At 61.7% G+C, this 22,390-nt stretch carries 21 protein-coding genes, 1 tRNA gene and 1 pseudogene; 14 read left to right on the top strand and 9 right to left on the bottom strand.

Annotated features, from left to right (window positions below):
* Window position 1 precedes the first annotated feature (1 nt).
* Window positions 2-205: a DUF6485 family protein gene (locus AWY79_RS12100; protein ID WP_066804221.1), complete on the top strand. Its 204-nt coding sequence runs from the start codon at window positions 2-4 to the stop codon at window positions 203-205.
* A 74-nt stretch (window positions 206-279) separates the two neighbouring features.
* The gene (locus AWY79_RS12095; protein ID WP_066804218.1) at window positions 280-1,074 is read left to right on the top strand and encodes an inositol monophosphatase family protein; all 795 of its coding nucleotides are present in this window, start codon (window positions 280-282) and stop codon (window positions 1,072-1,074) included.
* Here the strand turns inward: AWY79_RS12095 and AWY79_RS12090 are convergent.
* Entirely contained in the window at window positions 1,071-1,607 is a 537-nt protein-coding gene (locus AWY79_RS12090; protein WP_066804215.1) for an NUDIX hydrolase, read from the bottom strand. The genes AWY79_RS12095 and AWY79_RS12090 overlap by 4 nt on opposite strands.
* Window positions 1,608-1,690: 83 nt before the next feature.
* Here AWY79_RS12090 and rimI point away from each other — a divergent pair, with 83 nt between their 5' ends.
* The 5 genes from rimI (at window position 1,691) to AWY79_RS12065 (ending at window position 4,602) form a co-directional block, all read left to right on the top strand.
* Window positions 1,691-2,131 carry a ribosomal protein S18-alanine N-acetyltransferase gene (gene rimI, locus AWY79_RS12085; RefSeq protein ID WP_066804212.1) on the top strand — a complete coding sequence of 147 codons (441 nt, stop codon included), beginning with the start codon at window positions 1,691-1,693 and terminating at the stop codon, window positions 2,129-2,131.
* Window positions 2,132-2,152: 21 nt separating this feature from the next.
* Window positions 2,153-3,352, top strand: coding sequence for a phosphoglycerate kinase (locus AWY79_RS12080; protein WP_066804209.1), 1,200 nt, complete (start codon window positions 2,153-2,155; stop codon window positions 3,350-3,352).
* Window positions 3,352-4,107 (top strand): triose-phosphate isomerase, encoded by a 756-nt coding sequence (tpiA, locus tag AWY79_RS12075; protein ID WP_066804206.1) that lies wholly within the window; start codon window positions 3,352-3,354, stop codon window positions 4,105-4,107. The genes AWY79_RS12080 and tpiA overlap by 1 nt, the downstream gene beginning before the upstream one ends.
* Before the next feature lie 41 nt (window positions 4,108-4,148).
* The gene (gene secG / locus AWY79_RS12070; protein ID WP_066804203.1) at window positions 4,149-4,499 is read left to right on the top strand and encodes a preprotein translocase subunit SecG; all 351 of its coding nucleotides are present in this window, start codon (window positions 4,149-4,151) and stop codon (window positions 4,497-4,499) included.
* A 16-nt stretch (window positions 4,500-4,515) separates the two neighbouring features.
* Window positions 4,516-4,602 (top strand) — tRNA-Leu (locus tag AWY79_RS12065).
* A 222-nt stretch (window positions 4,603-4,824) separates the two neighbouring features.
* Here AWY79_RS12065 and AWY79_RS12060 read toward each other — a convergent pair.
* Window positions 4,825-5,493, bottom strand: a complete 669-nt coding sequence (locus AWY79_RS12060) for a nucleotidyltransferase domain-containing protein (protein ID WP_066804200.1) — start codon at window positions 5,491-5,493, stop codon at window positions 4,825-4,827.
* Window positions 5,494-5,956: 463 nt separating this feature from the next.
* On the opposite strand from AWY79_RS12060, the gene AWY79_RS12055 reads away from it, so the two are divergent.
* Window positions 5,957-7,453, top strand: coding sequence for a response regulator (locus tag AWY79_RS12055; RefSeq protein WP_066804197.1), 1,497 nt, complete (start codon window positions 5,957-5,959; stop codon window positions 7,451-7,453).
* Between the two features lie 79 nt (window positions 7,454-7,532).
* Here the strand turns inward: AWY79_RS12055 and AWY79_RS12050 are convergent, their stop codons facing one another.
* The 7 genes from AWY79_RS12050 to AWY79_RS12020 all read right to left on the bottom strand — a co-directional run bounded on the left by AWY79_RS12050 (window position 7,533) and on the right by AWY79_RS12020 (window position 13,773).
* Window positions 7,533-7,964, bottom strand: a complete 432-nt coding sequence (locus AWY79_RS12050) for an acetyltransferase (RefSeq protein WP_066807208.1) — start codon at window positions 7,962-7,964, stop codon at window positions 7,533-7,535.
* A 140-nt stretch (window positions 7,965-8,104) separates the two neighbouring features.
* Complete coding sequence (locus AWY79_RS12045; RefSeq protein ID WP_066804194.1) at window positions 8,105-8,401, bottom strand: AzlD family protein; 297 nt, start codon at window positions 8,399-8,401, stop codon at window positions 8,105-8,107.
* Window positions 8,388-9,068 (bottom strand): AzlC family ABC transporter permease, encoded by a 681-nt coding sequence (locus AWY79_RS12040; RefSeq protein ID WP_233490915.1) that lies wholly within the window; start codon window positions 9,066-9,068, stop codon window positions 8,388-8,390. Before AWY79_RS12040 ends, AWY79_RS12045 begins: the two co-directional genes overlap by 14 nt.
* A 14-nt stretch (window positions 9,069-9,082) precedes the next feature.
* On the bottom strand, window positions 9,083-11,167 hold the full coding sequence (locus AWY79_RS12035; RefSeq protein WP_066804188.1) for a tetratricopeptide repeat protein: 2,085 nt from the start codon (window positions 11,165-11,167) through the stop codon (window positions 9,083-9,085).
* A 636-nt stretch (window positions 11,168-11,803) separates the two neighbouring features.
* Window positions 11,804-12,082, bottom strand: coding sequence for a transcriptional regulator (locus AWY79_RS12030; RefSeq protein WP_066804186.1), 279 nt, complete (start codon window positions 12,080-12,082; stop codon window positions 11,804-11,806).
* Between the two features lie 24 nt (window positions 12,083-12,106).
* Window positions 12,107-12,610 carry a 2-amino-4-hydroxy-6-hydroxymethyldihydropteridine diphosphokinase gene (folK, locus tag AWY79_RS12025; protein WP_078063765.1) on the bottom strand — a complete coding sequence of 168 codons (504 nt, stop codon included), beginning with the start codon at window positions 12,608-12,610 and terminating at the stop codon, window positions 12,107-12,109.
* On the bottom strand, window positions 12,607-13,773 hold the full coding sequence (locus AWY79_RS12020) for an LL-diaminopimelate aminotransferase (RefSeq protein WP_066804184.1): 1,167 nt from the start codon (window positions 13,771-13,773) through the stop codon (window positions 12,607-12,609). The genes folK and AWY79_RS12020 overlap by 4 nt, the downstream gene beginning before the upstream one ends.
* 206 nt (window positions 13,774-13,979) lie before the next feature.
* On the opposite strand from AWY79_RS12020, the gene xerD reads away from it, so the two are divergent.
* From xerD to mutS, 6 genes and pseudogenes are all read left to right on the top strand, one after another.
* A complete protein-coding gene (gene xerD, locus AWY79_RS12015) occupies window positions 13,980-14,903 on the top strand; it encodes a site-specific tyrosine recombinase XerD (RefSeq protein ID WP_066804182.1) in 924 nt (307 codons plus the stop codon).
* 25 nt (window positions 14,904-14,928) lie between these two features.
* The gene (locus AWY79_RS12010) at window positions 14,929-17,616 is read left to right on the top strand and encodes a CBS domain-containing protein (protein ID WP_066804179.1); all 2,688 of its coding nucleotides are present in this window, start codon (window positions 14,929-14,931) and stop codon (window positions 17,614-17,616) included.
* 127 nt (window positions 17,617-17,743) lie between these two features.
* Complete coding sequence (locus AWY79_RS12005) at window positions 17,744-18,232, top strand: HIT family protein (protein WP_066804176.1); 489 nt, start codon at window positions 17,744-17,746, stop codon at window positions 18,230-18,232.
* 10 nt (window positions 18,233-18,242) lie between these two features.
* Window positions 18,243-18,596 carry a LapA family protein gene (locus tag AWY79_RS12000; protein ID WP_066804173.1) on the top strand — a complete coding sequence of 118 codons (354 nt, stop codon included), beginning with the start codon at window positions 18,243-18,245 and terminating at the stop codon, window positions 18,594-18,596.
* Between the two features lie 8 nt (window positions 18,597-18,604).
* A complete protein-coding gene (locus AWY79_RS11995; RefSeq protein WP_066804170.1) occupies window positions 18,605-19,750 on the top strand; it encodes a tetratricopeptide repeat protein in 1,146 nt (381 codons plus the stop codon).
* Window positions 19,751-19,783: 33 nt separating this feature from the next.
* Window positions 19,784-22,389: pseudogene (gene mutS, locus AWY79_RS11990) on the top strand (DNA mismatch repair protein MutS).
* The last annotated feature ends 1 nt before the right edge of the window (window position 22,390 follow it).

The following is a 22,390-nucleotide window of genomic DNA, read 5'->3' as shown; positions in this document are numbered from 1 at the left end:
CATGAAGAAAAAGGACCAGTGTCCGCGATCCAAGATCAACGAGCAATATTGCACCTGCACCTACAACTGTGACAAGCACGGCATATGTTGCGAATGCCTGCATTATCACCGGCAGCGGGGAGAACTTCCCGCCTGCTACTTCACCAAGGAAGAGGAGAAGACCTACAACCGTACGGTTGAGTTCTTCATCCAGCGCCGGTCCTAACAGGCCGCGCATCCTGGATTATTTGCACAGGCAGGGCGGTCAAGGCCGCCCTTTTTCTTTGAGGAGTACCGGAAATGACGACCCGATTCGACGCAGCGGCTCTCATGGAGCCGCTCAAGGCCATCGTGGACAAGGCGGGCGACATCGTCCGCGAAGGCGCGGGCAGGACCCGGAAGATCATGCACAAGGGGCGCATCGATCTGGTGACCGAGACCGACATGGCCGTGGAGGCCATGCTCAAGGAGGAGCTCGCCGTCCTCCTGCCCGGTTCCGACTTCCTGGCCGAGGAAACGGCCAAGGAGACCCGGCCGGGCGAGTTGACCTGGATCATCGACCCGGTGGACGGGACCACGAATTTTGCCCACGGCCTGCCGTTCGTGGCCAATTCCATCGCCTTGTGGCATCGCGACAGGGTGGTCCTGGGTGTCGTCAACCTTCCGCTCCTGGGCGAAATGTTCACCGCCGTGGAGGGACAGGGGGCGTCCTGCAACGGCATTCCCGTGTCCGTGACCGATGAGGCGGACCTGGAAAAGACCCTGCTGGCCACGGGCTTTCCCTATGACATCGACGCGCACATAGACGACATTCTCAAGCATTTCAGGACGCTTCTGCCGCTGACCCAGGGCATACGGCGTCCGGGCGCGGCGGCCCTGGACCTGGCCTACGTGGCCTGCGGGCGGTTCGACGGGTTTTACGAGAGGGCCCTCAATCCTTGGGATACCGCCGCCGGGCTGCTGCTGGTGGCCGAGGCCGGGGGCCGGGTCAGCGAATACGACGCGACCGTCCCGTACGCCTTTGGTTCCGGGAGCATTCTGGCCACCAACGGCCGGATTCACGAGGAATTGAGCGGTCTGCTGCTGCGGGATTAGGCCGGGACCAGGAGCCCGGACTCCCAGAGGATCACCAGGTTGGGGGTGAGCAGCTCCCGGAATTCCTTGACCAGGCAGGTCAGCTCTTCCGGGGAGTAGTAGAACCCCTCGGAGACCGAGTCGCTGCCGGGAACGATGGGCAGGGTGTTCTTGGTCACCTCGAACAGGGCGACGTGCTCGAACCCGGTTTCCGGGCCGGCGGGCAGCTCTCGGACGAACTGGGGATGCTCTATTTCCAGGTTCAGCTCCTCCCGGAGCGCGCGCACGGCGGCGTCGAAGGTGGATTCCCCGGCCCTGGGGTGGGTGCGGGCCGAGATGTCCCACCGTCCCGGAAAGAACTGTTTGTTGGCGTTGCGCTTTTGCAGGTAGATTTTCCGTTCCGGGTTGAACACCAGGACCTGTACGGACCGGTGCAGGAGCAACTGCCGGTGCACCGTGCGCTTGGAGAGCACGGCCAGGGGGCGGTTGTTCTTATCGATCACTTCCACCAGGTGATCGGCCTCGGTATCGGCGGGGGTTTTGTGCGGGATCATCTCCACCTGCTCTTTTGCTTTGCTAATAAACTGTGTATACACCCAATGTTTCAACATATCCAGCCCAATAGGGCGGGGGAACAATGACGGATGCGGTGATCGACCTGGGCGTTTCCGACGTCGACGACCTCATTGAACTCGAAGGGCGTTGTTTCGAGTACCACTGGACGCGCGACCAGTTCCTGCTGGGGCTGGAGAGCGGCGCCTATCGGATCATCGGCGTCCGCAGAGGGGCCATCCTTGCGGGATACATGGCCTTTTCCATGATCGAAGACGAGATGGAGATCCTCAACCTGGCGGTGCACCCCGACCATCGGCGGCAGGGGCTGGGCGAAGCGCTTCTGGCGCGGAGCTTCGAAATCTGTGCGGCCGAAGGCGTCACCAAAAGTTTTCTGGATGTGAAGGTGTCCAACGATCCAGCCTTGGCTTTGTACCGCAAATTCGGGTACAAGAAGATCGGAGTGCGCAAAAAATACTATCCCGATACCCGGGAAGACGCGTTGTTGTTCCGCTACGACTTTTAACATAACTACGAGGTTTTTCAGATGTTGTGCATCGACGAGCTGCCTATTTCCGGCAAAAAGCTGCTGTTCCGGGTGGACTTCAACGTGCCCATAGAGGACGGGGTGATCACCGACGACCACCGCATCCGCGCAGCCCTGCCGTCCATCCGCTATGCACTGGACAACGGCGCGTCGGTCATCCTCTGCGCCCACCTGGGCAAGCCCAAGGGCAAGGTCGTCCCCGAGCTGTCTCTGGGGCCGGTGGCCAATCGCACCGGAGAGCTGCTTGGCCTGGGCGTGGCCCTGATTCCCGGGCGTATCGGCGACCAGGCGGTGAAGGCCTGCGCCGATCTCCAGCCCGGCCGGGTGATCATGCTCGACAATCTGCGCTTCAATCCCGAAGAGACCGGCAAGACCCCGGAAGAGCGGGGCAATTTCGGCAAGCTGCTGGCGTCCCTGGCCGACGTCTACGTGAATGACGCCTTTGGCGTGGCCCACCGCGAGAACGCTTCGGTGGTGGACGTGCCCAAACACGCCAAGGTGTGCTGCGCCGGGTTCCTGCTGCAGCGCGAATACGACTACCTCGGCGACGCCCTCAAGGCGCCCAAGCGGCCCTATGTCTGCGTTTCCGGCGGTGCCAAGGTGTCCACCAAGCTGGGCATCCTGAACAACCTGCTCGGCAAGGTGGACGACATCATCATCGGCGGGGCCATGGCCAATACCTTCCTCATGGCCCAGGGGTACAACATGGGCCAGTCCCTGGTGGAGCCGGACCTGGTGGACGCCGCGTCCGAGATCATGCGCAAGGCCGAGTCCATGGGCTCGGTCCTGCATCTGCCCGTGGACTTCCTCTACGCCAAGACCCCCAAGGCCAAACAGGTGGAAGGGGTGTGCACGGCCAAGACCGTGCCCACGGACGCCCTGGTCCTGGACATCGGGCCGGAGACCATCACCAATTTCGTGTCCGTCCTCAAGCTGGCCAAGACCGTGGTCTGGAACGGCCCCATGGGTCTCTTCGAGACAACGGCGTTTGCCAAGGGGTCCCTGGCGGTGTGCAAGGCCATAGCCGGTCTGGACGACTCTCTGACCATTGTTGGCGGCGGGGATACTGATGCTGTGGTCAATCTCCTCAACATGGCGGATAAATTCAGCTTTATTTCCACCGGCGGCGGTTCCTTCCTGGAATTTCTCGAAGGCAAGGAGCTGCCCGCGTTCACAGCTTTAAAGGAGTGCATGAAGTAATGAAGAAGCTCATGGCGGCCAATTGGAAGATGTACAAGACCTGGGCCGAGGCCGAATCGACCGCCAGGGAACTGGTCGGACTGGCCGCGGACAAGCTCCCGGCGGACAGGGAGGTCCTCGTCTTTCCCCCGTTCACCGCACTCAAGGCCGTGGGGGACGCCTTTGCCCCGGTTGACGGCTTCTCCGCCGGAGGGCAGGACTTCTATACGGAAGAAGAAGGCGCCTTCACCGGCGAGATATCCCCGAAGATGCTCGCCGACGCAGGGGCGTCCTATGGGCTGACAGGCCATTCCGAACGCCGCCACGTGCTCGGCGAGAGTGACGAGTTGGTGGGACGCAAGACCGCCTACGGCCTGGAAAAGGGCCTCAAGGTCATTCTCTGCGTGGGCGAGAAGATCGAGGAGCGCAAGGGCGGCAAGGTCGAGGAGGTCCTGGAGCGCCAGATCAGGGCCGGACTGCGCGACGTTCCCGTGGGCGTGGAGCCGGACCGGATCAGCGTGGCCTACGAGCCTGTCTGGGCCATCGGCACCGGCGAGGTGGCCGGTCCTGCGGAAATCCAGCAGGCTCACGGTTTCACCCGGAAAATTCTCGTTTCAATTTATGGAGAAAAAGCCAATGAAATGAGAATCTTATATGGCGGCAGCGTCAAACCGGGCAACTGCGCGGAAATTATTGCGCTTGACAATGTCGACGGAGTATTGGTAGGAGGCGCGAGCTTGCTGAGCGAAAGCTTTTCTCAGATCGTACTGGCCTGATATTGCAAGCGGAAAAAAGATTCTAAGAAAAGGGATTGATTGTGGAAACCTTAGTGATTGTCATTCATGTTTTGGCTTGCATCTTTTTGATCGGCGCAGTAATGCTGCAGTCCGGTCATGAGGGGATGGGAGTCATCTTCGGCGGCGGTAGCAGCACGATGTTCGGCTCCACCGGCGCGGGCGGTATCCTGGTCAAGGTAACCGCTGGACTCGCAACGGTTTTCCTGCTCACTTCCCTTGGATACAATATCCTGACCGGGAACAAGGTTACGGACCAGGAGTCGATTATGCTGCAGCAGGCGAACCCCGCCGCGCAGACCACGGCTCCCGCCGAACCGGCCAAGCCGGGTATCACCTTCAAGGATACCGGGGACGACGCCAAGAGCGAATAGCTCTGAGCATATTCGTGCCGAGGTGGTGGAATTGGTAGACACGCTGTCTTGAGGGGGCAGTGGAAGAAATTCCGTGGGGGTTCGAATCCCCCCCTCGGCACCACGAAATCAAAAGGGTTGCAGCTAACAGGCTGCAACCCTTCCTCTTTTTTGACGATCCGCAAATATCCATCCTGACGGTTCCAGACCTTATGATCCGATCCTGCGCATGTTTGACATGGCGCGAGGTTGCCCTGAAAGAGCGCTCTTTGTGCTCGTCGAAAGCGAAGGGGGTTGCAGCTAGTAGCTCACCCCCCCCCCCCTTTTTTTGGCCGGGAGAATCGGTTTAAACCTGAAGCAGTATGCCTCGGCACCAGTCTAGGAGCATTCCAAAGGTTTCGCGGTCCTCGTGAGTCTCGCGCCAGGCGGAAAAGTCCATGCCCGCGAGGAGGATATCGCGCCGGGGAGAGTCCAGGCGCGCGAGCAGCTCTTGTTTGCTTTCGCAATACCGGCCCGAGTCCAGGTATTCGCATACCAGCAGGAGGAAAAAGGCGTACTTGCAGGCTTCGTTGAGAATTCTCGGTCTGGCCTCGTCTCCGGCGTACAGGTAGCTGTGGGTCAGGGGGTGCAGCAGGGTGGCGGCGCTGATCTTGGCTCCGAGCCTGATGTCCTCGCGGCTGATGGGCGGCAGGAAATCGTCCAGCCGGTTGAAAAGGTCGGCCGTGTCCATGCGGAAGGAGAAGAGCTCGTGGGGAGGCCAGGCGGCGAACTCCTCAAGCCCGCACATGAAGCCGCACGCCTTGTCTCCTTCGGGCATGGCGCGGACTATGGCGCGGTAGGCGTCCAGATCGTCCAACGAGATCTCGTCCAGCAGGACCACCAGGTCGATGTCGCTGGCCTCGGTGGCTTCCCCCCGACGATAGCTGCCCTGCAATCCGAAATATTTCAAGCGGGTTCCAAAGGTTTCCCGCAAACTGACAAGGACGTCCGCAGTCCAGCTTTGCGCTTCGATCATGTCATCCTCCTTGGGGTTGCTTGGCATTCGGGATGTACCATCTGTTGCCTCCCGTCACCAGCAATATGCGCAATAAGCCCTTCGACGCCTCCGACGGGCGAAGTTCGGTGGTGATTCCTCTTTATTCCTGCTGGTTGGGCGTGTTGATCATCACGAAATCACGGACTGGCAACCCTTCTGAAGGGACGATTGATTGCCGCCGAGTGTGCCGGTCCGTATGCCGGTAGGACTGGAACGCTTCGTGCAAAATACAGGGGGTCCGCACAATGAATGGATTGTGTAACTTCTTTGTATACTTACTGAATTTGATTGATGTGAAGGGTTGCGGGAGCAAAGGGGCTGGAATTCAAGCCGGTTTTGAACCGTAGCAAGTTGCAAAAAGCAACAGCCTTGCGCATTGCAACACTTCATCCGCGAGTAGCACGTCGACGCCTGAACCTGTCAGGCGGGGAAGGAGCGAATCATGACTGCCATTACCGTGTTCAACGGCCTGTTCTGCGATGCCGGTCCTGTATTGAAACATATTCTGGATATTACAGGATTCCGGCTGGTTACCGACCAGGAGATCATAGCCGACGCGGCCAGTCTGTCGGGATTGGACGAAAAGTCCATGGCCCGGGCGGTTTTTTACGGCGCGGCAAAGGGCGATTCCGGCCTGGATCGGGAGCAGGTGATCGGCTGGTTGCGTTTTGCCATGGCCAGAAAGCTCTCCCAGGAGAAGAACGCCGTGTTTTCGGGGTTCATGGCCCTGCTGCCTCCCCCGGAGATAGACAATATCCTGCGGGTGTGCCTGATCAGCGGAATGAACGACCGGCTTTGGATTGCGGACCGCGACAAGGGGTATCCGGAGGAGGAGGCCAAGGAGATCATCCTGGCCGACGACATGGCCCGTTGTGAATGGGTTATGAGTGTTACGGAATGCAACGATCCGTGGTCTCCCGACCTCTATGACCTGGTCATCCCGGTGGGAGCGGTGGGCATCGAGCAGAGCGCGCGCATGGTTGTGGAGCAGTTGGCCGCCGGCGTGGTCCAGGATTCCGAGGCCACGGGTGTCCGTCTGGAGGATTTTCTGCGCAATTCAGAGGTCGAGGCGGCCCTGGCCGGGCTCGGCCACCACGTTTCCGTGTCCGGCACGGACGGTGCGCTGACCCTGACCTTCGAGAGCCACGAACGGACCCTGGCCACGGTCACCCGGAACGTGCTCGATTCCGTGTTGGAGATGGACGGAGTGGAGTCGGCCGAGATCGGCCTGGGCGCCAACTACTGCGCCTTCGACGTCCTGGGCCGTGAAGGCCAGCCGGTCCTGCCCCGAAAGAGCGGCCCGGAGAAGATCTTGTCCGCCCGGGACCACGCCCTGGCCGGGAGCGTCCGCGCCGCCCTGGCCGCCCAGGGCCACGACATCGAGGTCCATTGCAGGGGAGGGGCCGTGTCCCTTGCCGTGAACAGCCATCGGAAGATGCTGGAAAGCGTGTCCAGGTCGCTCGGCGAGTTCGTGTCCGCCTATCCCGGAGTGGAAGGCGTGGAATTCGGAGTGGGGCGGATGTACCACCGTCCCGACGGGTATGGGCGGGTGCGCCGCGAACGTGCCGCCGTACTGCTGGCCGCCGACGACCGGAAATTCGAGCCGACCCTGTCCAACCGGTTGCGCAACCGGGCGAACATCGGGGCCTATGCCGTGTCCGACGGCAAGTCGATGTTGAAGAAGGTCAAGGAAATCAAGCCGGATGTGATGGTTCTTGACGCCAAGCGCGTCAGGGACGCGGACCTGCTGCGGCGGGTGCGCAAGTCCCACCCGGAGACCGAGGTCCTGGTCATCTCCGGGGTCCGTTCGGAGATGGACCGCGATGCGTTCATGGATTCCGGGGCGTTCGCCTACCTGCCCAAGCCGGTCAACACCGCGGCGCTGCACCAGGCGATCCGCGCCGCCAGGGAGAAGAGCCGCTCCCGGATGTACGCCTAGACAATTTCCCGGCGCTGTCCATTGCCTGGAGTGAAAAGGGGTTTGGCCAGGCGGCCGGACCCCTTTTCCGTCTTCCGGGTCAGGACAGCGACATGTGGAGCAGGGGGAACGGCCTGCCCTGGCCGTCCACCGGGGAACGGCCGGTCACGGCGAATCCCATGCGTTCGTAGAATCCCAGGGCCTGCGGGTTCTGCTCGTTCACATCCACCCGGGTGACGGACTGGCGTTTCACGGCGTGTTCGCAAAGGGCGCGTCCCACGCCCATGTTCCGGCTCTCCGGGGCCACGAAGAGCATTTCCAACACGCCGTCGGCCACGCCGGAAAAGCCGAGGATCCTGCCGTCCCTGCGCACGCAGCGCAGCTCAACCGCGTCGAAATATTGGGTCAGGATCAGCGGACGCAGTTCGGCTATGTCCGATTCCGCAAGAAAATCGTGGGTCGCGCGCACCGACCGTTCCCATACTTCGATGAGCTCTTCGTAATCCGTTCTTTCCGCAGTTTCCGTTCGCATGGGGACCTCGCTTTCCATGACACGTTTGGGTCGCATACTCGCTTATCCATCCCGAAGCAATGGCCTGGCGGCCTTCCGCATGATCGGCTGAGGTATATATTGATTTATATCACAAGCGGTTGAATGTGATCGAAGCGTGATCACAGAAAATGCCGGAACAGGACAAGGGAGGCGACGCCCGCGACCAGGGCCACCGGCATCTGGCGGACCTTGACCGAGACGAAGAGGGTCACGGCCGAGGCCGCGATCTCGGCCGAGCCGGAGGCGAAGACGAGCGGAGCGAGGAGCGAGCAGAGGATGCTGCCGGGCAGCCTGGACAGGCAGGCTTCCACGCGGCGGTTGCCCTGGACCAGCCGCACCAGCCACGGACCGCTGATGCGGGTAAGGTAGGTGACGGCGGCCATGCCGAGGATGGCGATGAGGCTATCGGTCTGCATTGCCGCCTCGCAATCCGGTCAGGCTGCCGGCCAGCCCTCCGGCCACGATGTACCACTTGCCGGGAACGAAATGATTGACGATCAAGGCGGTTGCGGTGGCCACCAGCCAGGGGGGGATGTCGCCCTTGCCCCGCCACAGCCCGGCCAGCAGGGACAGGAACACGGCGGTAAAGGCGAAATCCAGTCCAAAGGCCTGGGGATCGGGAATGGCCGATCCCAGGAGCCGCCCGGTGATTGTGGCGCTCATCCAGGTGACCCAGAGGAGCAGCCCCGAGCCGAGCAGGAATCCCAGATCCGCCTTGCCCCGCTGTGCCGCCCCGTAGGTCATGGCCCAGCTTTCGTCCACCAGCAGGAAGAGCAGGGGCAGGGTGGCGCGCGGGGGGAGGCCCTGCATCCACGGGGTCAGGGACGCGCTCATGAGCACGTGGCGCAGGTTGACCACGCACACGGTCAAAATCAGCGCGGCAACGGGCAGGGGGTGGGTCCACATGTCCAGGGCCACGAACTGGGCGGAGCCGGCGAAGATCAGGCCGCTGGAAAGCACGGACTCCAGCATGGTCAGGCCCGCCTCACGGGTCAGCAGACCGTAGACCATGCCATAGGCAAAGACGCTGATCGCCACCGGCAGGGTGCGCCAGGCACCCATGCGGGCGGATTCGAGGGTCAACCGGGCCGGCATCTCTAGAAGGGATAGACCAGCGCGTCCTCCGCGCCGGCTTCGGGCTTGCCCATCTTGTTGTTGATGGCTTCGATGCGCGCCTGGGCAGCCTCTTTCTGCTCCTTGCGAGCGGCGTTGCGGACCACGGTGGTGAGCAGCCTCTTGGCGGTCTCGTACTTGCCCCGCTTTTCGTAGATCAGGGACGCGCGGTACATGGCGGTCAGCGCCCAGATGTTCTCACCGGGGTACTGCCAGGCCAATTTGAGGTAATAATCCAAGGCCTTGTCAGGATTGCGCATGGCCTGTTCGCCCTCGCCCAGCCAGAACAGGGTCTCGGCCTGGAGTGCGGTGGTCATGGTCGCGCGGGCGTCCCACATGGCCAGCAATTCCTTCTGCGCGGTCTCGTATTCGCGCCGCTGCTGGTAGAGCAGGGCCATACGCAGCCGGGTCATGACCGGGATCGGTTCGCCCGTGGCGGTCATCTTCTGATAGGTTTCCAGGGCGGTGGCCTGCCTGCCGGATTCCAGCTCCAGCCGGGTCTTGGCATCGAGCCAGGCCATTTGGAGGTTGGCGGGCAGGGCGGGTTCGTCGATGCGGTTCAGGTAGAACGCGCCGAGCTGGAGCCGCTTGGCCTTGACCGCGTCGTCCGCGAGGTAGAGCAGCCCGTTGATGCCGAACGAGGAGTCGTCGAACAGATAGGCGGCCCGCTTGGCCAGCGCCACGGACGGCTCCTTGGCGAAACGCTGCTGCCAGTAGGCCAGGAGCAACAGGCGGTCCAGGGGGTACTGGGCCGTGGAAAGGGTCTGCAACTGGTCGGCGGGGGCGGCTGTCCAGAAGGGGGCCTCGGTCTGGGGATGCGCTTCCTGCCCGCCTGCGCCGGAAAGGGCGGTCAGGATCGGGTAGAGCGCATAGGCCTGGGCCGGAGATTCGGGCAGAACTTTGTTCAAGTGCTCCTTGAAGGCGAGCACGCCGGCCAGTCTGAGACAGATGGGAAGGGTTGATTTGTTAATTGAATTCCAGGTGGTTGAAGCAGTCTCAAAGTCGCCGTTGGACAGGGAAAGCGCGAGCTTGAAATTGCGCAGCAGGGTCGAGGTCTGCTCGGAAATGAGCATGGAGCCGAGTTCGTTTTCGATGGCCTTGTCGGCGTCGGCCGGAGACATGGTCAGCAGGTTGTTGCGGAACTGGGTCCAGGCGGCGGAGTCGGGGTTGCCCAGGAACCATTCGGCCCGGGATTTGGAATAGGGGGCCAGCAGATTTCCCGCCCAGAAGGCGTTCGCCTTGAGATAGTTTCCTTCAAGGAATACATTCAGGTTTTCCGGCGGGTTGCCTGTTTGAAGGAAGGTCAGGATCGAGTTCCAGAAGGAAAGCAAGGCTTCCTGGGGCAGGTCGCTGACGAGGAGCGAAGCGTCTTCGAATTTTTCAAGGGAAATGGCGGCCATGGCCTGGGCGATGCGCTGGGTGTCTTCGGTACTGACCAGGGGAACGGCGGGAGACACCGCCTGGTTCGGCGTCTTGGCATCGTCGGCCGACTGACCGGGATTGATGTGGGAAGACACCTGGTTCCAGAACTCGTTATCCCAGACCTTGCGCCCCACGGACAAAACCAGGTCAAGGGCTTCCTTCTGGGAGTCCCTGGTAAGGGTGTGGTTGGCGTTGTACGACCAGTACATCTTGAGCCATACGTCGTGCCAGATGGTGTCCAGGGACGGTTCGGACCCGAAACGGCGCTTGATCTCGTCGTCGGTCATGAACTTGGAGGCCTGGGTGTACCAGAGCACGGCCTTGGTCAGGTCGCCGAGGCCGCGATAGGCCTGGCCTCCGAGCCACAGTCGCCGGGCTTCGAGTTCGCCGTCAAAAGCGGGCGTCATTTCAATGATTTCAAGTGCTTTATCGGGAGAGTTGAGGTTGAGATAGACCTGGGCGCGCTTGAGGATAGCCTCGGGGGCTTCGGCGGCGGATTCCCGGGCGTATTCCTTTTCCAGCCGGTCCCAGGCCTCGTAGTGCTCGAGCCATTGCTGAAAGGTCTGTTTATCCTGGGCCAGACCGGGAGCGGCCAGGGCCAGGATCAGGACAGCGGCCAAAACGGGATGGACGGCGTTGAATCTCATTGTACCTCGAACGGCGGCGAGCGCCTGTTGTCTGTTTGCGATGGAGCATCATTACCAGTCGCATTGAAAACTCTCAATGGGCAGCTTGCCAATTCTTCAACCGGATTCTCGGAACAGGCCAAGGGACACGGCAAAAGGAGGGCAGGCAAATTTCGTCGGTTCCGAAAGCCCCCATTTCACCCCCTCGAATTTAAAAGTTTACATAATTTACATTATGAGACAAGTGTATAAGGTGTTGAAGATGCGGGAGTAAGTCTGGTTGAACTTTTGCTATTCCGCCTTCAGCGGTCAGTGACCGACGGCTTACCCAAAGCGCCTGTCCCGTAAATCGATTCTCCGCCGTTTTCCGGCCTTTCCCGACTCAGTGCGCGTCCTCTTTGTAAAAATCCGCGACAAACAAATTGCAGGCGATATACGGACGGCTCACCGCAGTCTCCCCTGGTCGTTTCAGGGACGTGAAAACGGCTTTTGGCCGGATGAGGGATGAAGCGGACATGATGGAGTCCCGGACGAGCCTGTAGGGTCGCCCTTCCGGAACGGGATTGCGGCTCGACCGGGATGGTATTTCGGAAAGCCGGGCGGCGGGTACAAAAAAAGGCCCTGTTCGGGCCTTTCTTCGTTTGCTGTGGGTGGGAGCTAGCTTTCCTCTTTCTTGGGGATGCTGGCTCCTATCTGCTTCAGGTATTTGTCGCGGCATTCGTAGGAACAGAAGATGTGGACCTTCTCCCCTTCCCGGACACGGATGTCGCCGTCGTTCTTGACGTAGGTCCCGCAGACGGGGTCCTTGACCATTTCACCGGAGGCCACCTTCTGCTTGACGACCTTTTCCTGTTGCATGTCCTTCTTGCGCTTGTCGCCCATGAAGAGCTTGTAGACAAGGAACAATGCCGCTGCGATGACCACGAATTTGAGCATTGGGCGCCTCGCTGTGGGGTTTGGTTAGGAATCCTGCCAGATCTTCCGGCCTTCCATACGGTACTCGATGGCGGAAAGCGCCTGGTCGATGGTCGTGCCGTCGGGAAAGACGTAGTCGGGGGCGATTTCCTTGAGCGGAACGAGCACGAACGCCCTTTCCTTGGCGCGCGGATGCGGCAAGGTCAGGAAGCTCATGTCCATTTCCACGTCGCCCCAGGCGATGATGTCCATGTCCAGGGGCCTGGGGCCTCCGGGCACGGCCCTGGTGCGGCCCATCTTGGCCTCGATGGCCGTGCAGGTGGACAGGAAGCCCGGCGGCGACCATATCTCGGCGTCGATTTCGAGCTCCACCACCTGGTTGGTGAACCAGGGCTGGTCCTTGATCTCTCCCTGCGGCTCGGTCTCGTAGTATTCCGAGACCTTTTTCAGACGGATGTCGTCGCCGTAGTCTTCAAGCAGGACCAGGGCCTCATGGATGTTGTCTTCGGTGTCTCCCACGTTCGAGCCGAGGCTCACGTAGCAGATCACAGTTTCGAAATTCGGGATACGGCCTCCTCGAGCTTGTCGTTGTTTACGGTCAGGGAGATGCGGAAGTACCCTTCTCCGGGGGTGCCGAAGCCGTTGCCGGGGGTCAGGACCACGCCGGTCTGCTTCAGAACGTTGGTTACGAATTCCGAGGACTTGTACCCTTCCGGGGTGTTGCACCAGAGGTAGAAGGAGGCGTCGGGGATGCGGTGCTTGATGCCGATCTTGGTCAGGGCGGCGCTGACCACGTCCCTGCGCTCCTTGTAGATGGCGCGGAAGTTCTCGGCGAACGGCTCGCCGTCGCGCAGGGCGGCGATGCCCGCCTCCTGGACGGCCTGGAAGATGCCGGAGTCCACGTTTTCCTTGATCTTGCCCAGTCCCGCGATCAGGGACTGGTTGCCCACGGCCATGCCCACGCGCCAGCCGGTCATGTTGTAGGTCTTGGACAGGGAATGGAACTCGATGCAGACATCCTTGGCGCCCTCGCATTCGAAGATGGAGATGGGCTTGTTGTCCGGATCGTAGTAAATTTCGGTGTAGGCGGCGTCGGAGACGACGATCACGTCGAATTCCTTGGCCTTCTCGATGAGCTTCTCATAGAAGGGCTTGGTCGCCGTGGCCGCGGTCGGGTTGTTCGGGTAGCAGACGAAGATCATCTTGGCTTTGGCCCAGGTGTCGTTGCTGATGGCGTCCAGGTCGACCAGGAAGTCGTTCTCCTCGACCAGGGGCAGGTACTCAACCACACCGCCCGCGAACTGGGTGGCGATGCCGTAGACGGGATAGTTCGGAGTGGCCACCAGCACGGTGTCGCCGGGGTTGACGTAGGCCAGCGGGAAGTGGGCGATGCCCTCCTTGGAGCCGATCAGGCTGACCACCTCGGTCTTGGGGTCAAGGTCCACGTCGAAGCGCTGCTTGTACCAGTCCGCAACGGCCTGGCGGTAGGCCAGCATGCCGACGTAGTCGGGATATCGGTGGTTGGCGGCCTTCTTGGCGCTCGCGTACAGGGCTTCGATGATGAAGTCCGGGGTGGGCAGGTCCGGGTCGCCGATGCCGAGGCTGATGATGTCCATGCCCTTGGCGGCCACTTCGGCCTTGGCCTTGTCAATGGCGGCGAAAAGATACGGAGGCAGGGCCGAAAGACGGTCGGCCAGCTTGAATTCAGACATGTATTATCTCTCCTTGGAAACCGATATTGAAGCACTTTCATAATGGGGGCATGACCCTGTGTCAATGCGAACCATTGCGCTTTGACCCTCACCTTGATAGCAAGGATGCTGGCAGTTGTGCCTGTTGCGAGTTCAAGCGGCCATTACCCCTATCGGGCGGCTATCATCCAATACTTTTACGCTATCAAATCGTTCGGGCAGTGATCATGGCGCAAGGTGATAACAGCAAAAAATCCTCTGATTCCAGCCATCCCTGGGTGGACAGGTACCTTGAGCACCTGTTGATCGAGAAGGGATTGTCGGAAAACAGCCTGACCAGCTACGCCAACGACCTGACCTCCCTGCTCTCCTTCCTGGGGGAGAAGGACTTCGAGTTGAAGGACCTGTCCGACAAGACCCTCTTCCTGTACCTGACCCACCTGCGCGCCAGGGGGCTCAAGAGCCGGTCCCTGGCCCGCCACCTCTCCTCCCTGCGCGGGTTCTTCGCCTTCGCCATGGACGAGAAATGGTACAAGGAAGACCCCGGCCAGTTGCTGGAGAATCCCAAGCTCCCGCGCAAGCTGCCGGAATTCCTGACCCGCGAGGAAATAAGCCGGGTACTCGCCCTGCCCGACACGGCCACCCCGCTCGGCATGCGCGACAAGGTCATGCTGGAGCTGCTCTACGCCGCCGGGCTGCGGGTTTCGGAGCTGATCCAGATGAAGGTCCTGGACTACGACGGACAGGTGGGCATGCTCAAGGTCTTCGGCAAGGGTTCCAAGGACCGGCTGATCCCCATCCACTACCTGGCCCAGGATTGGCTGAACCGCTACCTGGAGTTCACCCGCCCCGGCTTCAAGCCGCGCGAGAACTTCATGTTCCTGAACCGTTCGGGCAAGGGGCTGACCCGCCAGGGGGTCTGGAAGCTGATCAAGAAATACGCCGAGGCGGCGGGCATACGGCGGTCCATCTCCCCGCACACCTTCCGCCACTCCTTCGCCACCCACCTGCTGGAGGGCGGCGCGGACCTGCGGACCGTGCAGATCCTGCTGGGGCACGCCGACATCAGCGCCACCGAGATCTATACCCACGTGGAGTCCAACCGGCTCAGGAACCTGCACCGCCAGTTCCATCCGCGATCAACCATGTGATCACTTTAATAGACTGAAATACAAAATGAAAAAGACCACGGAAAAGATAAATGCCAGGACTGTGATCACGGCCCACGCCAATGCGGACTTCGATGCCCTGGCGGCCATGGTGGCGGCCAGCAAGCTCTACCCGGAGGCGGTGCTCATCTTTCCGGGCAGCCAGGAGACCAACCTCCGCAATTTCTTCATCGAGAGCACGACCTATCTCTTCAATTTCAAGGCGTTCAAGGACATTGAGCCGGACTCCGTGGAGCTGCTCGTGGTCGTTGACACCCGCCAGAAATCGCGGATTCCCCATGTCCGGCCCGTGCTGGACAATCCGAACCTGCGCGTCCACCTCTACGACCACCACCCGGACAGCGACGAAGACCTGACCGCCGAGAAGGTCGTGGTCCGCACCTGGGGGTCCACCACCACCATCCTGGTCCACGAGATCATGGAGCGGGGACTTGCCCTGAACCAGGAGGAAGCCACCCTGCTCGGCATCGGCATCTACGAGGACACCGGCTCCTTCGGCTTCAACACCACCACCCCGGAGGATTTCACGGCCGCGGGCTTTCTCAAGTCCCAGGGCATGGACATCGAGGTCATCACCGACCTGCTCTCCCACGAACTGTCCGCCGAGCAGGTGACCTATCTGGGCGAACTGTTCAAGAACGCGAAAACATACGATATTCACGGCGTGGACGTGGTCATTACCGAGATGTCCACGGACAAGTTCGTGCCGGACTTCGCCCTGCTCATCCACAAATTCATGGACATGGAGAAGATCAAGGTGGTCTTCGCCCTGGGCCGCATGGCCGACCGCATCCACGTGGTCGCCCGGTCCAAGAACCCGGACGTCAACGTGGGCCGCATCTGCGCATCCATGGGCGGCGGCGGGCACGAGGCCGCGGCATCGGTCACCGTCAAGGACCGGACCCTGGCCGAGGTGCGCGACGACCTGTTCGCCCTCTTCTACTCCCAGATCAATCCGCAGATCGTGGTGGACAACCTCATGTCCCGCCCGCCCGTGGTCATCGAGGACGACAAGTGCATGTCCGACGCCGTGGAGCTGATGACCCGCTACGGACTGAAGGACGTCCCCGTGGTGGCAAAGGACGGCATGCGCTGCGTGGGCATCATCAGCCACGTCACGGCGGACAAGGCCATTTCCCATCACCTGGGCGACGTGCCGCTCAGCGAATACATGACCCGCAAGTTCGAGACCGTGGAAACCAAGACCGACCTCTATCGGGTCATGGAGATCGTCCTCTCCAACCGCCAGCGCATGCTCCCGGTGGAGGACAACGGCGAGTTGGTCGGGGTGATCACCCGGACCGACCTGGTGAACATGCTCATCGAGGAGCCGGCGCGCATTCCGGACTCCCTGATGCCGGACAGCCGCCGGGAACGGAACATCGCCTCCCAGGTGAAAAACCGGCTGCCCCAGCGGATGATCGACCTGCTCAAGGAGGCCGGCGAACTGGCCGACCAGTTGGGCTGCGAGGCCTACGCCGTGGGCGGGTTCGTGCGCGACATCCTGCTCGGCCGCCCGAACCTGGATCTGGACCTGGTGGTCGAGGGCGACGGCATCGATTTCGCCAAGAAATTCGCGTCCCGGGTCGGCGGCAGGGTCAAGGCGCATTCCAAGTTCAAGACCGCCGTGGTCATCCTGGACGACGACCAGCGCGTGGATGTGGCCACGGCCCGCCTGGAGTACTACGAGTACCCGGCCGCCCTGCCCACTGTTGAACTTTCCTCAATAAAAATGGACCTCTACCGCCGCGATTTCACGGTCAACGCCCTGGCCCTGCGCATCAATCCCGGCCGGTACGGCCAGTTGGTGGACTTCTTCGGGGCCGAGCGGGACATCCGCAACAAGACCATCCGCGTGCTCCATTCCCTGAGCTTCGTGGAGGACCCGACGCGCATCCTGCGGGCCATCCGTTTCGAGCGCCGCTTCGACTTCCAGATCGGGGGTCAGACCATGCGGTTGATCAAGAACGCCTTGAGTCTCAAGCTGTTCAGCAAGCTCTCCGGGACCAGGGTCATGCACGAGCTGCAACTGATCATGAACGAGGAAGACCCCCTCTCCTGCATGCTGCGAATGCAGGAACTCGGCATCATGGAGGCCATCCATCCGCTGCTCAAGCTGACCCAGGAGCGCATCCAGATCCTGACCGAGCTGGTCAAGGTCCACAACTGGTACAAGCTGCTCTACCTTGAGCCCAAGATAGTGCCCTGGAAGCTGTACATCCTGGGTATGACCGCGGGCGTCAAGCGGGACCAGACCACCCAGGTCACCAAGCGCCTTCACTTCACCCCCAAGGAGGAGCGGGAGTTCCTGCAACTGCGCGACATGATAGGTGAAGCGCTCATGAAGCTGATGGGCTGGAAGGAAGGCAAGTCCAAGCTCAGCCGGCTCTATTCCATCCTCCATCCCATCCCGGTGGAAGGCATCCTCTTTCTCATGGCGCGCAGCCGCAAGGAATACATCCGGCGCAACATCTCCCAATACCTGGCCCGGTTGCGCTCCATGGCGGTGGATGTGAACGGCAAGGATCTCATGGACATGGGCATCAAACCAGGTCCCGTTTTCGGCCAGATTTTGGACAAACTCATGGTCGCGAAGATCGACGGGCGCGTCGAGACCCGCGAGGACCAGTTGAAGCTGGCGAAAAGATTAAATAAGGAATTATCCGAGGACCCCGCCGATACAACGGAGGCATAACGGCTTTCCCCCTTGCCCTCGGAGTGCAAGCCGTGTAGAAAATCAGGATGTTGATTGGAGTGCGCCGCCCGCATTCGGGGGACGCGAAGTGGCCCTGCGGGCCGTAAACCGGAACGGAAGTCGAACAATGGATGTCTTGTGGGCGCCCTGGCGTCTTGATTACATACTTGGTCCCAAGCCGGAGGAATGCGTCTTCTGCATCCCGGAACACACGGACGAGGACGAGGAGCGGTGCGTTCTGGCCCGCGGCGAGCACTGCTTCGTGATCATGAACAAATTTCCCTACAACAACGGACATTTGATGGTCACGCCCTACAAGCACGTGAGCCATCTGACGGACCTCTCGCCGGAAGAGGCCAACGACTGCATGCAGTGGATCAGACGCTGCACCGAAATTTTGGAAAAGGCCTTTCATCCCCAAGGGATAAACATGGGCCTGAACCTTGGCGAAGCTGCGGGTGCGGGCATTGCCCAGCACATGCATTTCCAGATAGTCCCCCGCTGGAACGGGGACGCATCGTTCATGGCCGTCTTCGGTGAGACCACGGTCATCCCCGAACACCTGCATTCAACCTACAGCCGCCTCAAGCCGCTGTTTGATGAAATAACTGCTTAAGGAGAAGTATATGCGTTTTATCAAAGTCCTGTTTCTGTTGGCTCTTTTCGTCTTTGCCATCCTGTTCTTCAGTCAGAACAACGACGTCCTGCTACAGGAACTGACTCTGATCCTGAACATCCCCTACGTCGCCACCCTGCACTCCATCCCCCTGCCCTTCGGCGTGCTCATCCTGGCCGCCTTCATGGCCGGCTCCGTGATGACCCTGATCTACTTCGCGGTGGACAAGTTCCGTTCCTCCGCCAAGCTCAAGGAGTGCCGCACCCGCATGGCCAGCCTGGAGCAGGAACTGAACTCCCTGCGCAACATGCCCCTGAGCGAAGACCGTCCCTACTCCGAAGTGAAGGACGAGGATAACGCCTAGGTATCGCTATGGGCTGGAGTCTGTTCAACCGCAAGAAGACGCAGAGCTTCGACGATCGGGCCGCCCGCACGGCCTCGGGGGGCGAGTCTTTGCCCGTGCAGGACACCCGCGCGGCCATCGAGGAGCTCAGCAAGGTCGTTCAGAACGACCCCGAAGCGGTTGAAATCTACCTCGCGCTCGGCAGTCTCTACCGCTCCCAGGGAGAGATCGAGCGCGCCATCCAGATCAGAAACAGCCTCATCGTCAGGCCGGGCCTGGACCGCGAGTTCAAGGCCCGGGCCTGGTTCGAGCTGGGCCGCGATTTCCGCCGGGCAGGGTTCCTGGACCGCGCGGAAAAGGCGTTCCAGGAGGCCCGCTCCCTTGGCCAGGACCCGGTCTCCATCCATCGCGAAATGGCCCGGCTGACCGCCGAGCGCGGCGATTACGAAAAGGCCGCCGAATCCTACGGCCAGCTCGACCTGCCCCTGCCCCAGGCCCACTACCTGGTCCGGTTCGCCAAGGACCGTTTCGCCGAGGGCAACGTCTCCCAGGGCAACCGCTCCCTGCGCCACGCCATCCGGGCCTATCCCGGCGCCATCGAGGCGTGGCTGGAGCAGCTCACCCAGGCGTTCAAGGCGGGCAGCGCGGCCAAGGTTGCCGATATTCTGGGACAGGCCATGGCTCAGGTGGCTCCCGAACTGCGCTTCGTGCTGTTCGAGGGACTGCTGACCGCCCTGAACCAGGCGGCCAAGGCCAGGGAATCCTCCTTCGGGGAAGAGACCGAATGGTCCAAGTCGTGTTCGGAGGAGAAGCTGGTCAAGGCGCTCCTGCCGGTCATCGAGACCCAGGAGCCGGACGTCCTCCTGCTCTATTACGGCGGTCTGCTCCAGCTGCGCATCGACGACCTGGACAACGCCCGCTCGTGGTTCGAGAAGGCGCTGATGCTCAAGTCCGATTTCTGGCTGGCCCGGCTCGAGCTGTTCGAGCTTTCGCGCGCGGACCAGACCCTGACGCCCTTCTTCAAGGAACAGCTCTCCTTTTTCCTCGACCGGGCCAGGAACGTGCGCCGCTTCTTCTGCCGCAACTGCGGCCTGAAGCGGGATCAGATATTTTTCAACTGCCCGCGCTGCCGCAGTTGGCATTCCATCTCCTTCAGGACCGACATCACAGAATAATCCGATACCGTGGCACAGAAAAAACTGACCCCCATGCTTGAGCAGTACCTCCGTTTCAAGGAGGAGCACCCAGGCTGCCTGCTCTTTTTCCGCATGGGCGACTTCTACGAATTGTTCTTCGAGGACGCCGAGATCGTCTCGCGCGCGGTCCAAATCGCCCTGACCAGCCGCAATCCCAACGACGAGAACCCCATCCCCATGTGCGGCATGCCCCACCACTCGGTGGAGCCGTATCTGAGCCAGCTGCTCGACAAGGGGTACAGGATCGCCATCTGCGACCAGGTGGAGGACCCCAGGGAGGCCAAGGGACTGGTCAAGCGCGACGTGACCCGCGTGCTCACGCCCGGCACCGTGGTCGAGGACTCCAACCTGAAATCCAAGGCCAACAACTATTTGGGCGCGTTCTATTGGGACGCGGCCAAGGACGCGGGCGGCATCGCCTGGCTCGACTTCTCCACCGGCCAGTGGTCCGGCCTGCACAGCCGCCGCGAGCCCGAGCTGTGGCAGTGGATGGTCAAGATCAACCCGAGCGAATTGCTCCTGCCTCAGGGCGTGAAGGTCCCGTCCCAGTTTTCCGACCTCGCGGACCAGGTCACGCCCCTGGCCCCCGGCGCGTTCTTTGACCTGGCGCAGGGCCGAAACCGCATCCTTGAGGCCCAGCACGCAGTGGACCTCGAAAGCCTCGGCCTGGCAGGCAAGAACGAGCTGGTCCGGGCGTGCGGCGCGCTGCTCACCTACCTCGACCAGACCCAGAAGGGAGAGTTCGGCCACCTGGGCGAGTTCAAGCCTCTGAACCTGGGCAAACACCTCTTGCTGGACGAGGTCACGGAACGCAATCTCGAAATATTCCGCAGGCTTGACGGCAAGACGGGGTCCGGAACCCTGTGGCAGGTCATGGATCGCACCATGACTCCCATGGGCGGGCGGTTGCTGGAGGCCCGGCTGCGCCAACCGTGGAGACAGTCCACCCCCATCGAAAAGACCCTGGAGTGCGTCGCCTTCCTGCACGGGCGCGACCGGCTGCGCGCGGACATCCGCCACGGCCTGGACTCGGTCTACGACCTGGAGCGGCTCTCCACCCGCATCTTCCTCGGCCGAGCGAATCCCAAGGATTTCATTGCCCTGCGCCGCAGCCTGACCATGCTTCCCCTGCTCCGCGACCTGCTGCGCGAAGAGGAGCTGGACCAGGCCCCGGAGTTGAAGCGGATCTTCTCCAAATGGGACGCCATGGAGGACCTGCGCACGGTTCTGGACGACGCCCTGGTGGACTCCCCCCTCCGGTGATCACGGACGGCGGCCTGTTCCGCAAGGGATACGACCCGGTGCTCGACGATCTGATCGAGCTGAACGAGCACGGCGAGGACAAGCTTCGCGAACTGCACCAGGCTGAGGTCTCGCGCACGGCCATCCCCAAGCTCAAGCTCGGCTTCAACAAGGTCTTCGGCTATTATTTCGAGGTCTCCAAGGCGTACAAGGGCCAGGTCCCGGACCACTTCATCCGCCGCCAGACACTGGTCAACAGCGAGCGCTACATCACCCCGGAACTCAAGGAGATGGAGGACCGGATCATATCCGCGTCCGAAGAGCGCAAGAGTTTGGAATACCGTCTTTTCCAGGAGCTGCGCGAGCGACTGGCCCAGGCCCGCGCCCGGTTCCTGTTCATGGCCGACATGGTCGCCTCCCTGGATTACTGGCAGGGACTTGCCGAGGCCGCCCGGGTCAACGAATGGTGCCGCCCGGAGCTGCACGAGGGGTTGGAGATCGAGATCGAACAGGGACGCCACCCGGCGGTCGAGGCGGCCATGGGCGCGTCGAACTACATCCCCGGCGACCTCCGCATGGACGATGAGCGCCGCATCCTGCTCATCACCGGCCCGAACATGGCCGGTAAGTCCACGGTCCTGCGCCAGGTGGCCATCCTGACCATCATGGCCCAGATCGGCTCCTTCGTCCCGGCCAACAAGGCCCGCATCGGGCTGGCGGACCGCGTCTTTTCCCGCGTGGGGGCCTCGGACAACCTGGCCCAGGGCCATTCGACCTTCATGGTCGAGATGACCGAGACCGCGCGCATCCTGCGCCAGGCCACCCGCCGCAGCCTGGTCATCCTCGACGAGATCGGGCGCGGGACCAGCACCTACGACGGACTGTCGCTGGCCTGGGCCGTTGTCGAGGAGCTGGCCGCCCGCGCGGGCGGCTCGGTGCGCACCCTGTTCGCCACCCACTACCACGAGCTGACCGGCCTGGAGGGCAAGATTCCGGGGCTGCGCAACCTGAACATCGCGGTCAAGGAATGGAAGGGGGATATCGTGTTTTTACGGAGGCTTGTCCCCGGCCCCGCCGACCGCAGCTACGGCATCGAAGTGGCCAAGCTCGCGGGCGTGCCGCGCCCCGTGGTGGACCGCGCCAGGGAAATCCTTGCGAAGCTCGAAGAAAAATCGCAGGATACGCAGGCAAAGGGAGCCGTTGACCGGGCCTCGCAGACCCTGCTGCCCGGATTCGGCGCGCCGCCCATCAAGATCGACCGGGAGCTGTGCGAGCATCCGATCATCACCCAGCTCACGGAGCTGGACGTGGACGGAATGACGCCCATTCAGGCCCTGATGCTGCTCAACCAGTGGAAGGACATGATCAAGGAATAAC

Source organism: Pseudodesulfovibrio indicus, from assembly GCF_001563225.1.
Lineage (GTDB): Bacteria > Desulfobacterota > Desulfovibrionia > Desulfovibrionales > Desulfovibrionaceae > Pseudodesulfovibrio > Pseudodesulfovibrio indicus.
Note: the sequence above shows the minus strand (reverse complement) of the source record. Positions and strands in the feature narration are given on the sequence as shown.

Coding starts and splice junctions, on each gene's coding strand:
- AWY79_RS12080 (WP_066804209.1), top strand. CDS start 2,153: ATGTTGTGCATCGACGAGCTGCCTATTTCCGGCAAAAAGCTGCTGTTC.
- AWY79_RS11995 (WP_066804170.1), top strand. CDS start 18,605: ATGGGCTGGAGTCTGTTCAACCGCAAGAAGACGCAGAGCTTCGACGAT.
- AWY79_RS12055 (WP_066804197.1), top strand. CDS start 5,957: ATGACTGCCATTACCGTGTTCAACGGCCTGTTCTGCGATGCCGGTCCT.
- AWY79_RS12010 (WP_066804179.1), top strand. CDS start 14,929: ATGAAAAAGACCACGGAAAAGATAAATGCCAGGACTGTGATCACGGCC.
- AWY79_RS12045 (WP_066804194.1), bottom strand. CDS start 8,401: ATGCAGACCGATAGCCTCATCGCCATCCTCGGCATGGCCGCCGTCACC.
- AWY79_RS12060 (WP_066804200.1), bottom strand. CDS start 5,493: ATGATCGAAGCGCAAAGCTGGACTGCGGACGTCCTTGTCAGTTTGCGG.
- AWY79_RS12050 (WP_066807208.1), bottom strand. CDS start 7,964: ATGCGAACGGAAACTGCGGAAAGAACGGATTACGAAGAGCTCATCGAA.
- tpiA (WP_066804206.1), top strand. CDS start 3,352: ATGAAGAAGCTCATGGCGGCCAATTGGAAGATGTACAAGACCTGGGCC.
- AWY79_RS12000 (WP_066804173.1), top strand. CDS start 18,243: ATGCGTTTTATCAAAGTCCTGTTTCTGTTGGCTCTTTTCGTCTTTGCC.
- AWY79_RS12020 (WP_066804184.1), bottom strand. CDS start 13,773: ATGTCTGAATTCAAGCTGGCCGACCGTCTTTCGGCCCTGCCTCCGTAT.
- AWY79_RS12030 (WP_066804186.1), bottom strand. CDS start 12,082: ATGCTCAAATTCGTGGTCATCGCAGCGGCATTGTTCCTTGTCTACAAG.
- xerD (WP_066804182.1), top strand. CDS start 13,980: ATGGCGCAAGGTGATAACAGCAAAAAATCCTCTGATTCCAGCCATCCC.
- AWY79_RS12090 (WP_066804215.1), bottom strand. CDS start 1,607: ATGATCCCGCACAAAACCCCCGCCGATACCGAGGCCGATCACCTGGTG.
- AWY79_RS12035 (WP_066804188.1), bottom strand. CDS start 11,167: ATGAGATTCAACGCCGTCCATCCCGTTTTGGCCGCTGTCCTGATCCTG.
- AWY79_RS12095 (WP_066804218.1), top strand. CDS start 280: ATGACGACCCGATTCGACGCAGCGGCTCTCATGGAGCCGCTCAAGGCC.
- rimI (WP_066804212.1), top strand. CDS start 1,691: ATGACGGATGCGGTGATCGACCTGGGCGTTTCCGACGTCGACGACCTC.
- AWY79_RS12100 (WP_066804221.1), top strand. CDS start 2: ATGAAGAAAAAGGACCAGTGTCCGCGATCCAAGATCAACGAGCAATAT.
- AWY79_RS12005 (WP_066804176.1), top strand. CDS start 17,744: ATGGATGTCTTGTGGGCGCCCTGGCGTCTTGATTACATACTTGGTCCC.